Source organism: Nocardioides piscis, from assembly GCF_011300215.1.
GTDB classification, from domain to species: Bacteria; Actinomycetota; Actinomycetes; order Propionibacteriales; family Nocardioidaceae; genus Nocardioides; species Nocardioides piscis.
Genome location: NZ_CP049866.1, coordinates 1,345,449 through 1,359,779, shown reverse-complemented (window position 1 = coordinate 1,359,779; position 14,331 = coordinate 1,345,449). Strand labels below are relative to the sequence as shown.

At 70.3% G+C, this 14,331-nt stretch carries 11 protein-coding genes; 6 read left to right on the top strand and 5 right to left on the bottom strand.

The window, feature by feature from the left end; genetic code table 11:
- Positions 1-11: 11 nt before the first annotated feature.
- From G7071_RS18675 to G7071_RS06670, 3 genes are all read right to left on the bottom strand, one after another.
- On the bottom strand, positions 12-2,570 hold the full coding sequence (locus tag G7071_RS18675) for a hypothetical protein (RefSeq protein ID WP_206062931.1): 2,559 nt from the start codon (positions 2,568-2,570) through the stop codon (positions 12-14).
- Entirely contained in the window at positions 2,567-4,057 is a 1,491-nt protein-coding gene (locus G7071_RS18670) for an NHL repeat-containing protein (RefSeq protein WP_206062930.1), read from the bottom strand. The genes G7071_RS18675 and G7071_RS18670 overlap by 4 nt, the downstream gene beginning before the upstream one ends.
- Positions 4,058-4,198: 141 nt before the next feature.
- Positions 4,199-5,128: a LuxR C-terminal-related transcriptional regulator gene (locus G7071_RS06670; RefSeq protein ID WP_166316483.1), complete on the bottom strand. Its 930-nt coding sequence runs from the start codon at positions 5,126-5,128 to the stop codon at positions 4,199-4,201.
- Positions 5,129-5,376: 248 nt separating this feature from the next.
- Here G7071_RS06670 and lysS point away from each other — a divergent pair, with 248 nt between their 5' ends.
- Entirely contained in the window at positions 5,377-7,080 is a 1,704-nt protein-coding gene (gene lysS, locus G7071_RS06665) for a lysine--tRNA ligase (protein WP_166316480.1), read from the top strand.
- Positions 7,081-7,140: 60 nt separating this feature from the next.
- Here lysS and G7071_RS06660 read toward each other — a convergent pair whose 3' ends face one another.
- Complete coding sequence (locus G7071_RS06660) at positions 7,141-8,097, bottom strand: hypothetical protein (protein ID WP_246210552.1); 957 nt, start codon at positions 8,095-8,097, stop codon at positions 7,141-7,143.
- 291 nt (positions 8,098-8,388) lie between these two features.
- On the opposite strand from G7071_RS06660, the gene G7071_RS06655 reads away from it, so the two are divergent.
- A complete protein-coding gene (locus G7071_RS06655) occupies positions 8,389-8,802 on the top strand; it encodes a DUF3151 domain-containing protein (protein WP_166316474.1) in 414 nt (137 codons plus the stop codon).
- A gap of 122 nt (positions 8,803-8,924) precedes the next feature.
- On the opposite strand, the gene fbaA is transcribed toward G7071_RS06655, so the two are convergent.
- Positions 8,925-9,959 (bottom strand): class II fructose-bisphosphate aldolase, encoded by a 1,035-nt coding sequence (gene fbaA, locus G7071_RS06650; protein ID WP_166316471.1) that lies wholly within the window; start codon positions 9,957-9,959, stop codon positions 8,925-8,927.
- Between the two features lie 87 nt (positions 9,960-10,046).
- On the opposite strand from fbaA, the gene G7071_RS06645 reads away from it, so the two are divergent.
- From G7071_RS06645 to G7071_RS06630, 4 genes are all read left to right on the top strand, one after another.
- Positions 10,047-10,598, top strand: coding sequence for an RNA polymerase sigma factor (locus tag G7071_RS06645; RefSeq protein WP_166316468.1), 552 nt, complete (start codon positions 10,047-10,049; stop codon positions 10,596-10,598).
- Positions 10,599-10,688: 90 nt separating this feature from the next.
- Positions 10,689-12,794 (top strand): M14 family zinc carboxypeptidase, encoded by a 2,106-nt coding sequence (locus G7071_RS06640; RefSeq protein WP_166316465.1) that lies wholly within the window; start codon positions 10,689-10,691, stop codon positions 12,792-12,794.
- Positions 12,795-13,257: 463 nt separating this feature from the next.
- Positions 13,258-13,806 (top strand): hypothetical protein, encoded by a 549-nt coding sequence (locus G7071_RS06635; RefSeq protein ID WP_166316462.1) that lies wholly within the window; start codon positions 13,258-13,260, stop codon positions 13,804-13,806.
- On the top strand, positions 13,803-14,300 hold the full coding sequence (locus G7071_RS06630; protein WP_166316459.1) for a SigE family RNA polymerase sigma factor: 498 nt from the start codon (positions 13,803-13,805) through the stop codon (positions 14,298-14,300). Before G7071_RS06635 ends, G7071_RS06630 begins: the two co-directional genes overlap by 4 nt.
- Positions 14,301-14,331 lie beyond the last annotated feature (31 nt).

Sequence of the window (14,331 nt, the reverse complement as noted above, 5' to 3'; positions counted from 1 at the left end):
ACCCGGACGGATCAGGGTGTGGCGGTCGGCGACACCGTTCCGCTCGACGTCGACGTCGATGCCGTCGACGTCGAGGACGACTGGGTCGTCGACGGTGACGGCGACGACGTCGTGGTCGGCGACGGCGTGGTGGTCGTGGTCGTGGTCGGCGAGCTCGTGGTCGTCGGCGAGCTGGTCGTCGTGGGTGAGCTGGTGGACGTGGTCGGCGCCGGCGTCGTGCTGCTGCTCTGGGTGGGCGAGGGCGAGGACGTCGTCGACGGACTGGTCGTCGTCGACGGAGAGGGCGTGGCGGTGCCCGACGTCGTCGTGGTCGGCGACGGACTTGTCGAACCGTCGGCAGGAGTCGCCGTGGTCGAGTCGTCCAGCTCCACCACGGGGGACTCACCGAGGATCGTGATGATCTCCTCCTTGAATGTCTCCAGCTGCTCGGCGACCTCCGTCAAGGTGTAGGACGTGATGTTCTGACCGAACTCCAGCAGCCGCGTCCAGACGTCAGCGAGGTCGTGCAGCTCCTCCTCGCCCGGTGCCTCCTGCACCGACAGGACGAGCTGGTTGGCGATGGCCGCGGTGATGCACCGCAGGCACTCGTAGTTGGCGGCTGTCGCGAGGTTCTGCGGGATCACCACCTGGGCGTCGTCCATGATCAGGACGACCTGGAAGGCGACCGCGACGGCGGCACAGTCGGTGCACGAGGCGTAGGCGTGGGCCTCGTTCACGTTGAGGACCTCGTCGTCCTCGGCCCACACGAGGGCGAAGGCCAGGTCGTAGGTGACGGAGCCGTCGGTGGTGTTGACCGCCAGCGCCTGGTTGTCGCCCTCCTCGGGTGCCAACGGCTGGTCGAACGGGAAGACCCACGTGCCACCGGGGGGCTCCGTGGCCACCGGAGTCGTCGCAGGGGGAGCGGCAGTGGGAGCGGGCCCGTCGGACGGCAAGACGTCCGGGGAGCTCGTCGCCGAGGCGGTGGCACCCGGCTCGCTCGTCGGGACGAGCACCATCGCCATGACCGGGTCCTGCTTCGTCGGGCGCTTCTCACCCTTCTCCAGGACCGCGACCAGGGGTTCGCCGCTGGAGAGACGCTCCTGGGCCGCCGAGCCGATCGGGCGCGACCCGGGATCGGCCAGCATGCCGGGCGCGGCGCGACCCACCACGTCAGCTGGGCCCGTGCTCGACACGGGCAGGAGGCTGGTGACGAGGCCGCGCTCATCGGGGCCGATGGGACGGTAGGTGCCAGGATTCGGCCACCAGGCCCAGGAGAGCCCGGTCACGAGCAGGGCGCTCGCGGCAGCGGCCAACACTCGCTTGGGGGCCGAGCCGCGGCTCCACTTCGCCAGTCCGCCGAACCACCTGACGCCGATCCGGCCCAGGATCATCGCGCAGGCGAGGATCGGCAGGACGACCGCCAGGACCTGGAGCACGTGGGCGGCGACGTCGATGGCACCGCCGTCTGCCCACGCCCGGGCCACGGCTTCGGTGTCACGCTCGATCGCGCCTCCCGCAGTGCCGAGGAGCCTGGGGACGGCCATGACCAGCGCCCACAGCATGAGCGCCATCATCGGGATGGTGATCAAGACCCACAGGGTGATCACGGCGCGCGACCACGGCTTGAGGACGGCGTTCTCGGGGTCGTTCCAGCGGTGCGGCAGCAGGCCGAGCAGGGTCGGGCGGATCCGGTGATAGAGGTCGGGGACGCCGGCGATGTCGGCGAGCAGGTGATAGCCGTCGAAGCGCAGCAGGGGCAGGAGCTGCTGGGCCATCTGGAGGACCTGGGTCGCGACCAGCAGCAGCAGCGCCTCCCAACCGGTGGCCCACCACCAGACGAACGTCAGGCACACGACGATGGCGTTGAAGTAGAGACCGCCCAGGTCGGTGCGGATCCGGCCGGCCCGGCCGAGCCGGTAGCTGTCGGTCACGTCGGTGTAGAAAGCCGGCCAGACGAGATAGAGCCCGGCCCCCATCACACCGGGCTGGGCGCCGCTGTAGCGCGCTGCGGCGGCATGCCCGAACTCGTGGAATCCCCCTGACAGGACCGAGACGGCGAACACGAGCAGCAACAGGTGCGGGCGGTCGAAGGCGTCGTACGCCGATCTTCCCAACCCGCGGTCGAAGAAGACCCAGGCGACGACCAGCACGAAGCCCAACGTGACCGCGGCCGCGACGACCGGCCGGAACAACGGCCTGAACGGGTCGGTGAGCCGACGGGTGGTGCTGGGGTCGGTGGCTGCCCAGCGCAGCTTCAGGCCGAGGAGCGGGTCGGAGCGCTTGAGCTCCGGCTCGGACCCGTCAGCCTTCCGGAGCAGGCCGAGTGGGCGCAGCTGCCCGTCGACCAGCGTCCGGATGTTGTCCTCGCTCACCGACCGACCCATCGCAGGGCCCACGAGCCCTGCGATGTCTGCACAGCTGCGCCGGCCGTCGACAGCGCTCAGGACGAGGTAGAGCAGCGGGGTGAGCTGGAGCACCTGCCCGTCGGCGCGGCGCACCAGGGACGGTGGGGTCCGATAGCCGGACCCCACCATCTCGCCGATGAGCTGGACGCCGTCGACGCGCGCCGGGGCGTCGACCAGCGTGGTCACTGCGTCGTGGTCTCCGCCGGAGCGGGCGTCGTGGTGTCGGTCGCAGTCGACTCATCGGTGGGTGTCGTCGCGGGGTCCTCGGCGACGACCTCAGGAGCGGGGTCCACCTGCGCGGGGTCGGTCGTCCCCGTCGACTCGGTGTCGCCCGAGGTGACCATGCCGTCGACACCGTCAGCGGAGGCCGTGTCCGTGTCGACCGGCTCGACCGAGGACTGGTTGATGTCCGAGGTCTGCTCGGAGGTCGCCTCCGCGACACCGGTGATCGACTGGGTGATGATCGCGTCCTGCTGGGCGAGGGCGGTCGCCTCGGAACCCTCGGACAGGATGTTGGCCGCGACCGCGGCGTCGATCGGCGCCGCGACGTTGGCATTGGCGGCCACGGCGCCGTTGATCGGCGCGGCCAGGTCGGCGTCGAGGTCGACGTTGACGTCGACGTTGAGCAGGTCGCCCTTGAGCAGGTCGCCCGTGTTGAGTCCGCCGAGCGTGTCGGTGACGTCGTCGACGACCTGACCGACCGTGCCCACGATGTTGCCGGCGGCGTCGAGGACCTGACCGGTGATCGGGTCGAGCGCGCCGATGACGTTGCCGGCGGAGTCGACGACGTTGCCGGTGACGCCGTCGAGGGTCCCGACCACGTTGCCGGCGGAGTCGAGGACCGTCGTGCCGTCGACGAGACCGGTGACCGTCCCCACCACGGTGCCGACGGTGTTGAGCACCTCACCGGTGAGCGGGTCAAGGGTGCCGACCACGTTGCCCGACGCGTCGAGCACGTTGCCGGTCGCGGCATCGAGGACGCCGAGGACCGCACCGTTGGAGCCCACGACCGTCGCGCCGTCGATGATGTCGGTCACGGTGCCGATCAGGTTGCCGGCCGAGTCGACGACCACACCCGTCGTCTCGTTGAGGGAACCGAGGATGGCTCCGTCCGACCCGATGACGTTGCCGGTCGCGCTGTCGAGCGTGCCGATCACGTTGCCGGCCGAGTCCACGACGACGCTGCCGTCGACGGGCTCACTGTTCGTGGCGGAGAGGGCCTCGGTCTGGGGCTGGGTCGCGTCGTCGGTGGTCGTGGCAGCCGTCAGCATGCCGTCGCCCGAGGTGCCGTCGGTCGTGGCGCCGCCCGTCGTGCCGGTGCCGGACTCGGTGGTGCCGGGGACGACGGTGTCGCTCTGGTCGATCTGGCTGTCCTGGACCCCTGTTGCCAGCGCGTCGGCGTCGATCGTCTGCGTGATCTGGACGCCCTGGTCCGCCAGTGCCTGGCTGGTGGAGTTGTCGCTCAGCAGGTTGGCGCTGACGGCAGCGTCGATCGGGGCGACGATGTTGGCGTTGAGAGCCACGGCGAGGTCGATCGGGGCTGCTCCGTCGATCGCGAGGTCGACGTCAGCGGCGAGGTCGAGGATCGAGATGACCTCCTTGTCCGGCAGCGCCGTGATGCCCTCCCCGGCGAGCTCCTCGGGTGTCAGGGGTGCGTGCTCTTCGGTGCTCATGGGTGTCCCTCCCTGGTCCCCGCCACGATCGGTGGCGGGCCGTAGATCGGTGTCGTGACATGTGGTCGATATCCCACATTAGACCGATCAAATGCCTCAGATCAGCCGCGATCCATCCCTATGGGTGAGGCTGCCACGCGCCTACAGCCAGCCCCGGCGTGCGGCCTCTGCACCGGCCTGGAACCGGCTGTCCACGCCGAGTTCGTCCATCAGCGAGGCGACGCGCCGGCGGACCGTTCGCAGGCTGGTCCCGAGGTTGCGCGCGATCTGCTCGTCCTTGGCGCCGGCGGCGAGCTGGGCCAGCAGCAGTCGCCGCAGGTCGGGTCGTGCCTCTCCGCGGTCGAGCATCGGTACGGCGGTCGCCGATCCCCACAGCAGGTCGAACCACGCGGTGAGGCTCGCCACGATGGTCTGGTGCTGCACGATGAGCCACCGCTGGTTGCGGACACCGAGGGGGTCGGGCAGCACGGCTCGGGTGGCGCCCACGATCGCCAGCCTGCTGGGGACCTCGGGCAGCACCCGGATCTGCTCGCCGATGGCGGCTCGCCCGATCAGGATCTCGGGCGCCTCCTTCAGCGCCCCCGCCGGATAGATGGCGCGCACTCGTCGTCCTGACCTGACGGCACTGTTCACGGCCAGGGCCATGGTCGACTCGCTGGAGAGCCGCCACTGGTCCGGACGGAGGAAGCACAGGTCACCGTGCGACTCCGCGATCATGCCGAGCAGTGACTCCAGGGCCTCGCTGTCGGTGTCGACCTCGGCACCGATGACCGTGGAGGGGGCATGAGCGGGCTCGCCCCCCATCTCGACCAGGACCGGGAGGGACGAGGCGATCCGACGCAGCTGGCTGCCCGCCTCAGCGAGCGCGTCGGCCTGGGCGGTCACGAACCTCGACACCGCGTCGACCGGGGAGGCCACGTCCAGGGTGTCGCCGTCGACCCGGACGATGTCGTTCGCGATCAGCGGGCCAAGACGTTGCAGGAGCTGCTCGGGCGTCACGAACAGCGACTGGGCGAGCTCGCCGAGCGAACCACCCGACCCGGTCAGCACTGTGCGATAGAGCTCGTCCATGGGCGCCGGGAGACCGAAAGCTTGGGCGAGCGGACGACGGGGCACGACTGGCAGCATAGTGTCACCGGCCGCTTTGGGCCACGGATAGCGCATCGCACTTGTTCACAATGGGGGTTGCGTCGAGGTCGGGCGAAGCACCGGGGGGTGTGCCGCCCGACCGCCGACATGGCAGCAGACGCACAAGGCACCGGAGTCGCCGCAGGGGACGACTTCGGTGCCTTCGTCGTGCGCCGGATAGCCTTCCGGCCATGACACGAGGCGGACAGTCCGGCGACCCCATCGACTGGGTCACGCGCGCGGCTGACGACGCCGTCCGGCACGCCGGCGAGGGCAACCTCGTCACGGTCGCGTCCGGCGCCAGCCCGTCGGGACCCATCCACCTCGGCAACCTGCGCGAGTTCCTGACCCCGCACCTCGTGGCGGAGGAGCTGCGGCGCCGGGGCATCGCCGTGCGCCACCTGCACTCCTGGGACGACTACGACCGCTTCCGCAAGGTCCCTGCCGGGGTCCCCCCGGAGTGGAGCGACCACATCGGGCGGCCGCTGTCCGCCGTACCCGACCCGTGGGGGTGCCACGACTCCTGGGCCACGCACTTCAAGTCCCCGCTGCAGGCGTCGCTGGCCGAGCTCGGCGTCGAGATGGACGAGATCAGCCAGACGCTGATGTATCAGGCCGGGACCTATCGCGACCAGATCCTGCACGCCATCCGGCACCGCGACCGGATCGAGGACGTCCTCGCCGGCTATCGCACCAAGACCGGTCCGGTCGCCGAGAGCGACGAGGAAGCAGCCTCGCTCGCCGAGTCCGTCGCCAACGAGGAGGAGACGACCGGCTCCGGCGCTCTCTCCCGCTTCCCCTACAAGCCGTGGTGCGGTCAGTGCGGTCGCGACACCACCGACGTCACGGCCTATGACGACGACTCCACCGACCTCTCCTACACCTGTCAGGTCTGTGGCTTCAGCGGCGTCACCAACGTCACGAGCGAGGACGGCGGCAAGCTCGTCTGGAAGGTCGACTGGCCGATGAGGTGGGCCTGGGAGAAGGTCAACTTCGAACCGGCCGGGCTCGACCACATGACGCCCGGCTCCTCCTACACCGTCGGCCAGGAGCTCGTCTCGTCGATCTTCGACTGGCGGGCACCGGCGCGCGTGACCTATGCGTTCGTCGGGATCGCGGGGATGCAGAAGATGTCGTCGTCGAGCGGTGGGGTGCCGACGCCGGCCGACGCGCTGGCCATCCTGGAGGCGCCGATGGTGCGCTGGCTCTACACCCGGCGGGCTCCCAAGCAGGCGTTCACCATCGACTTCGGCCCCGAGGTCGTGCGGTTGTACGACGAGTGGGACGCCCTGCGACGCAAGGCCGCCGACCCCACCAAGCGCGACGCCCAGGTCCTCGCCTTCGAACGCGCCTCGGCCACCGCCGCCGGTCCCCTGCCGACCTCGGCGGTCCCGGTGCCGTTCCGGACCCTGTCCTCGGTGGCTGACGTGACGGCCGGCTCGGCCGACCTGATCAGCCGGGTCATCGAGCACCTCGGCTTCCCCCACACATCCGTCGCCGACCTCGAACCGCGCCTCGGCCGAGCGATGGCGTGGACCGCATCGCTGCCCGAGTCGGAGCGCACGACCGTGCGGGCCACGCCGGACACCGCACGGCTCGCGTCGCTGTCCGAGGACGAGGAGCTGTGGCTGCGGCTCTTCCTCGACCGGCTGCCCGAGGAGCTCGAGCTCGAGTCGGTGACCACGGTCGTCTACGGCGTCCCGAAGGTGGCTCGGGGCCTCGGCTTCGACGACGCCCCGACCGATGAGGTCAAGGCCGACCAGAAGGCGTTCTTCAGGTTGCTCTACAACCTGCTGGTCGACGCCGACCGCGGCCCCCGCCTGCCGACGCTGATCGTCGCGCTCGGCCAGGACACCGTCCGCTCGTTGCTCGGCGCGCCGGCCGTGTCCTTGTAACGCGCTGCTACTCGCACTGCCGCGCCACTGCAACGGGGCGGGTGCGCAGCTAACAGCGCGTTACAGACCCACGGTGGGGGTGCGACGCCCGCGCAGCCGCCTCGCCGCGATCTCCAGGTGGTCGGGCAGCCTCGCACCGAAGCGAGCGGTGGTGATCGCATGCTCAGCGGCCAGGCGTTCGAGTGCCTGGGCGCGCCGCAAGCCGAAGAAGTCAGCCCACACGAGGTGGCTGATCCCCAGCCCGACGGCGCCCAGCTCTCGGTCACGTTTGCGGTCGTCCCACACGACCCGGGCAGCAGACCTGGTCGCCACCCCACCATCGGCGGCCGGCAGGAGCTTGATGAACCCGTCGACCTCGAATAGGTGGCATCCCACTCGCAGGTCGGCCCACCGGACCCGGTTGTCGACGACGACCGGGAACTGGGTCTCCACCGGACCGATCCCCAGCTCGTTGACCAGGATGCGCGCCAACGTCTCGGCGGCGCTCTCGGCTCCCGCGTCGGCGTCGTCCACGACGGCGCGACAGCACGAGACGCCCGGCCAGGAGCGCATGTCGGCATACGCATCTCGAAGCTCTCGGACTGTGGCCCCTCTGCGCAGTGCGGCGTCGGCAGCCACCAACCCCGCCTCGTAGCCGTGCTCCCGGGCCAGGTCCGCGACGGTGCGGGCGATGGGCAGCACGGGCAGCCCCTCGACGTCGATCACGGAGGCCGGGGCGTATGGCGCGCCGTGATGCCGCACGCCGTGACGGACCCTCGATCCCAGGCACCTTGCCCGGGTGAGGTGCACGTCGGCAGTGCGCGCGTCGATGAGCGGCAGCCCGTGGATCAGCGCCGCGGAGTCGTGACTGAACACATGTGGCAGCGACACCGTGCGGTGCACGGACTGCACCCGAGCCAAGGGGCGCCCGCTGAACTCATCGAGCGCGTCCCACCGTGCGGCCGTGGTGTAGACACCGCGGCGTACGGCGACGAGCTCTCGGTCGCGGACGGCTCGCGTGATCCTGCGCGGATCCACGCCCAGCTCCCGGAGGCATCTGGCTGTGACCAGACCTCCTCCCGCGGCTACTGCTGCCTCGATCCGTGTCTCCATGGCGTCAGGGTGACCCTCGGCTCCGGCGTCGCGTCGCCCGAGCTGCGACTGCCTGTGGACGCACCACCGCCGGGTCCCCCTGTGGATGCCTGCCTCCCCACCCCCGTGCGCGTTGTAACGCGCTGTCCGGCGCACAACTGCGCCGTAGCGACGGGTCGGGACTGCCGCGGACAGCGCGTTACAAGGTGAATGGGGCCCCGCGCCTAGGCTGGCCCCATGAGCCACGTCGATCTCCTAGCCGGTCCCCCGCCCACGCATCTTCCCGTCGATCCCGCTGCTGCCGAGGTCGAGGCCGGGGACGCGCCCGAGGCCGTGGTCCGCCGGCACCCCGACTCCCCCGCGGCGTGGGCCGCCATGGCGCGGCGGGCCCAGGACGAGGGCGCTGACGACGTGACCATCTATGCCTATTCGCGCGTCGGCTACCACCGCTCGCTCGACATGTTGCGCCGCAACGGCTGGAAGGGCCACGGCCCGGTGCCGTGGGAGCACGAGCCCAACCGCGGCTTCCTGACCTGCCTGGCGATGCTCGCCCTCAGCGCCCGGGCCATCGGAGAGACCGCGGAGTGGGAGCGGTGCTCGACGTTCCTGCGCGACTCCAGCCAGTCGGCGTACGACGCGTTGCTGGCCTGACGCCTGACGCAACCCCTGCGGCAACTGCTCCGACGACGAAGCACCCCCGCTCCCACTGATGGGGGCGGGGGTGCTCACGTGGACCACTCAGCGGAGGCTGGTCCGCGACAGAGAAGGAAGGCTCAGGCCCCCAGCGAGGTCCCTGCCGAGCGGAGGTTCTCGCACGCCTCGACGACACGCGCGGCCATGCCGGCCTCGGCAGCCTTGCCCCATGCGCGGGGGTCGTAGGCCTTCTTGTTGCCGACCTCGCCGTCGACCTTGAGCACGCCGTCGTAGTTGGTGAACATGTGCGCGGCGGCGGGGCGGGTGAAGGCGTACTGGGTGTCGGTGTCGACGTTCATCTTGATGACGCCGAAGTCGACGGCAGCACCGATCTCCGCAGGCGTCGAGCCCGACCCACCGTGGAAGACGAGGTCGAACGGACGAGCGTCGTCGGCCAGACCGAGCTCGGCGGTCACGGCCGACTGGGCGTCGCGCAGGATCTCCGGGCGGAGCTTGACGTTGCCGGGCTTGTAGACCCCGTGCACGTTGCCGAAGGTCAGCGCGGTGATGTAGCGACCGTTCTCGCCGGTTCCGAGCGCACGCACGGTGGCCAGCGCGTCCTCGGGCGTGGTGTAGAGCTGGTCGTTGATCTCGTTGGCGACACCGTCCTCCTCGCCACCCACGACGCCGATCTCGACCTCGAGGATGATCTTGGCGGCAGCACACTGCGCCAGGAGCTCACGGGCGATCTCGAGGTTCTCGTCGAGCGGCACCGCGGAGCCGTCCCACATGTGCGACTGGAAGAGCGGGTTCTCGCCGCGAGCCACGCGCTCGGCGGAGATGGCGACCAGCGGCCGGACGAAGCCGTCGAGCTTGTCCTTGGGGCAGTGATCGGTGTGCAGCGCGATGTTGACGGGGTAGTTCTTGGCGACCTCGGCTGCATAGGCGGCGAAGGCGACCGAGCCCGTCACCATGTTCTTGACCGAGGGGCCCGACAGATATTCGGCACCGCCCGTGGAGACCTGGATGATCCCGTCGGAGCCGGCGTCGGCGAAGCCCTTCAGGGCAGCGTTGAGGGTCTGCGACGAGGACACGTTGATGGCCGGGAAGGCGAAGGACTTGGCCTTCGCGTCGTCCAGCATCTGCGCATAGATCTCGGGGGTGGCGATGGGCATGTGTTGCTCCTCGGAAGACATCGACGCTGTCGACCACGACCCTAATCGGTCCACGGCCCCCGCGGGAACGAGGCCCATCGCAACCAAATGGGCAGCTGGAGCGTCAACAACTACATGACCACCAGCATCGACTGGGTGCACGAGATCGACGCGTCCCTGGTCGGCACACCACTGGACTGGCGCTGCCCGCCCTCCGCTGCGTTCTTCGACTACGCCGCCGAGCGCGGCCCCTACGTACGCCGCCTCGCTCACGCCATCTGCTGCGACTGGACCCAGGCCGAGACGCTGTCGCTCGCCATCCTGACGAGCCTGCAGCTCGGCTGGTCCCGCATCGGCGATCCCGCCCGAGCCGACGAATTCGTCCACCGCGCCCTCGGGAACGCCGTCGTCACGGACTCGCCCACGCCGCGCAGCTGCAACGCCCGCGGGGACGACTACCCGTTCGAGGACGAGTCGTTGCTCTTCGACGGCCTCCAGTCCCTGACCGTCATCCAGCGCAAGGCGCTGGTGCTCCACCACTGGCTCGACGTGTCGGTCCCCGACGTCGCGGACATCCTCCAGATCACCGCCGCCGAGGTCCAGCGCCACGCCGCCCGCGCTCGGTCGGCCATCAACTTCCTGATGCTGGAGCCGGCCTGAACCCAGCGTGACCTCCGGCACTCCTGGCCGTTGATGGTGGTCATGCGGCGAAGACCCGCCGCAGACCTCATCCCCCGGAGGAATTTTCCGATGCGTCTTCGCTCCTCTCGCGGCCGCCCGGCAGCGGCCGCTGCCCTCGTCGCTCTCGCCCTCACCGCTGCGGCCTTCACGGTCCCGTCGTCCGCCCAGGGCGTCCCGGTGCTCACCGACGTCTTCGCACCCCAGCTCGTCACGGTCGACACCCCCGACCGAGACGCGAAGACGCGTCTGCAGGCTCTCGGCCTCGACCTCACCGAGCACGCCGGCCACGACTACATCGAGGTCGTGCTGCACACCGCCGCAGACCGCGAGGCACTGCGCGCGGCCGGCTTCACCTATGACGTACGGATCCCCGACCTGCTGCGTCGGGAGGCGGAGATCAACCGGCTCGACGACCTGTTCGCAGCCACCACCCTCCGGACGTCGCTGCCCTCGGGACGCGACGCCTATCGCAGCCTGGCCGACTACAACGCCGAGATGAAGGCGATGGCCGAGGCCAACCCCGGTCTGGTCAAGCTGCTCACGCTGCCCGAGAAGACGCTGGACGGCCGGACCGTCCATGGCGTCGAGATCGCCAAGAACGTCGCCGCCCGCGACGGCCGGCCGACCTTCGCGATGTTCGGCGTCCACCACGCACGCGAGTGGCCCTCGGGCGAGCACGCGATGGAGTTCGCCGTCGACCTGGTCAAGGGTGCCCGCGCCGGCGACCCCCGGATCAGCGGACTGCTCGAGCGCGGTCGCATGGTCGTCGTACCTGTCGTGAACCCCGACGGGTTCCACCTGTCCTTCACCGACGGCCAACTCGTCGACCTGCGTGAGATCGACGGTGGTGGGACCGCGACCATCCTCGGCACCCCCGGCAACGCCTACAAGCGCAAGAACTGCCGCGTCGTCGACGGTCAGGACACCCCCGACGGCACCTGCGCGGCCTTCAGCGCCACCAGCCCCGGCGGCTTCCTCATCGGCACCGACCTCAACCGCAACTACGGCGGCCTGTGGGGCGGGCCCGGCGCCTCCGACCTGTTCGCCGACCCGACCTATCGCGGGGCCGAGCCCTTCTCGGAGCCGGAGACCCGCAACGTGCGTGACCTCATCTCCACCCGCCAGGTCACGATGATGATCTCCAACCACACCTTCTCCAACCTCGTCCTGCGGCCCAACGGGGTCAACCCGACCACCATCGGGCACGACGGGCTGCCGGTCGGCGACGCCCCCGACGAGGAGGCGATGAAGGTCCTGGGCGCCGAGATGACGGCCAACAACGGTTATGCGAACATCCACGGCTGGGAGCTCTACGACACCACCGGCACCACCGAGGACTGGTCCTACAACGCGACGGGTGGCTACGGCTACACCTTCGAGATCGGCCCCAACGAGTTCCACCCGCCGTTCGCCCAGGTCGTCGACGAATACGTCGGTGCCGGTGCCTATGCCGGGAAGGGCAACCGCGAGGCCTACCTCGTCGCCTTCGAGAACGCTGTGGACCGCTCCTCCCACGCAGTGATCTCGGGCAAGGCCCCCGCCGGTGCCACGCTCCGGCTGCGCAAGGAGTTCTCGACCCCGACGTGGAGCCCGGAGAACGACTTCACCGACTCGCTCGAGACCAGCATGGTCACCAGCGGCAAGACCTTCACCTGGGACATCAACCAGTCGACCCGCCCAGTCGTCCAGTCCCGGCTGATCAAGCTGCTCGAGGAGGAGCCGACGCGCTCGGAGACCTTCACCGGCACGCCGCCGCCCGGCGGCTCGGTGGACCACGAGTTCGTGGTGACCGAGGCCGACCAGGAGATCCTGCAGGTCGACCTCGACTGGCCGACGCCGGACGACCTCGACCTGGAGGTCTATCGCAAGAACGCCGACGGCTCCCTCACCGCGGTCGGCAGCTCGGGCAACTTCGTGGGCGACAAGGAGAAGGCGACGATCAACGCGCCGACGCCCGGCACCTACGTGCTGCGGGTGATCAACTTCGCCTCCGTGACGCCGACCTACACGCTGACGGCCGCCCTCTACAACGCCACGGAGCAGCAGACCGCTCCACTGGTCGAGGCCTGGACGTTGACCTGCGAGGTCGACGGGCAGGTGCGCCAGACGGTGCCCGTCGTGATCGACCGGGGGCAGCACCTCAGCGTCGACCTGCGGGCGTGCAGCCGCAGGTAGCCACCGCACCCACAGACGGCGACCGTCCTCCACCCGGAGGGCGGTCGCCGTCTTTTCACGTGCCGCACGAGGCAACCGATCGCCTGCACGCTCCGTCTGGGTGGTGACAGGCTGACGTTGAAGGGGGATCGATGAGCACCGACATCGACTGGGGCCATGAGCTCGACGCCTCCTTCGGCACACCTGAGGGGCGACCACCGGCCGACTACCTGCACGCCGGGCGCGCGGCACTGCGCCGGCGCCGTATGGCGATGGGCGCCGCCGCCCTCGCCAGCGTCCTCGTCGTCGGCGGCGTCGGCTGGGCCATGTCACCGGGCGCCGGGACCCCCCGCACGGGCAGGTCGCGACACAGGCGCCGAGCCCGTCGCCCGAGCGCGGCGCGTCCGAGGAGACCAAGGCCGCCGAGCGCCAGGAACGCGTCGACTTCCTGGGCAACCCCGCGGCCTTCGACTCGAGGACCGAGGTGCGCGTGGCCCCGGGCTGGACGGTGGTCGAGACCATCGACAACCCGATGGGCTACACCCGTCCCGGGTGGCGCTCGGTCGGCCTGCACGTCGTCCGCGACGGGCTCGAGAAGTTCGTGATGCTGGCCGGCACCCGCAACGGCTTCAGCACCCACGCCAACGACGCAGCGGGATCACTCTCGGACTGGCTCCCCACCGTCGTGGCCAACCAGCGAGCGCTCGACGGGGCCAGCGGCAGACCTGCCGGGGCGTCAGCGGAGCCCTTCAGGCAGGTCCGGATGACGGCGGACGGTGACCTGGCCATGCCCGCGGGGGCACGCGTGGTGGGGGTCCGGGCCGCTGCGGACCTGCCGCCGGTCCTGACGAGCCAGGGTGACAAGCCGATCGCCGCCCAGGTGGCCACGGCAGACGGCCGACCGCTGTGGGTCTTCGCCCGTCTCGTCGAGGGCCGTCCCCAGGTCGACGAGTTCGCCACCAGGCACGCCGACCTCGACGCCTTCGTCATCTGGGTAGCCGCCCAGTTCGAGTCGGGTGGGGGCGTGCGATGAGAGCCGCCCAGCGAGACGCTGCCTTCACCGCCTATGTCGCCGCACGGCAGACCCATCTGCGGCGGATCGCCTATGCGGTCTGCGGCGACTGGCACCAGGCCGACGACCTGCTGCAGACCGCGCTGACCAAGCTCTATGTCGCCTGGCCGCGCATACAGAAGGACGGCGCGGAGGACGCCTACGTGCGGCAGATCATCGTCCGTTCGCACATCGACGACACCCGCAGGCCGCACCGCCGCGAACGACCCGGGCTCGACGGTCACGACGCCGAGGTCCGCGAGCCGCTGCCGGTCGAGGAACGATCAGCACTGTTCGAGGCGTTGCAGGCGCTGCCCGTCATGCAGCGCAAGGTGGTCGTGCTGCGCCACTGGCTCGGACTCGACGTCCGCGAGACCGCGCGCGAGCTCGACATCGCCGAGGGCACGGTCAAGAGCCACAGCTCGCGCGGCCTCAGCGCGCTGCAGCAGGTGCTGGGCCCGACAGCCTCGCGCTAGGTCGGCCGCGACAGGCGGGCGGCGACAAGCA

Bases quoted from the DNA above. Each gene is read 5' to 3' on its own strand.
- G7071_RS18670 (WP_206062930.1), bottom strand. From the start codon at position 4,057: ATGAGCACCGAAGAGCACGCACCCCTGACACCCGAGGAGCTCGCCGGG.
- G7071_RS06670 (WP_166316483.1), bottom strand. From the start codon at position 5,128: ATGGACGAGCTCTATCGCACAGTGCTGACCGGGTCGGGTGGTTCGCTC.
- lysS (WP_166316480.1), top strand. From the start codon at position 5,377: ATGACACGAGGCGGACAGTCCGGCGACCCCATCGACTGGGTCACGCGC.
- G7071_RS06655 (WP_166316474.1), top strand. From the start codon at position 8,389: ATGAGCCACGTCGATCTCCTAGCCGGTCCCCCGCCCACGCATCTTCCC.
- fbaA (WP_166316471.1), bottom strand. From the start codon at position 9,959: ATGCCCATCGCCACCCCCGAGATCTATGCGCAGATGCTGGACGACGCG.
- G7071_RS06645 (WP_166316468.1), top strand. From the start codon at position 10,047: ATGGGCAGCTGGAGCGTCAACAACTACATGACCACCAGCATCGACTGG.
- G7071_RS06640 (WP_166316465.1), top strand. From the start codon at position 10,689: ATGCGTCTTCGCTCCTCTCGCGGCCGCCCGGCAGCGGCCGCTGCCCTC.
- G7071_RS06630 (WP_166316459.1), top strand. From the start codon at position 13,803: ATGAGAGCCGCCCAGCGAGACGCTGCCTTCACCGCCTATGTCGCCGCA.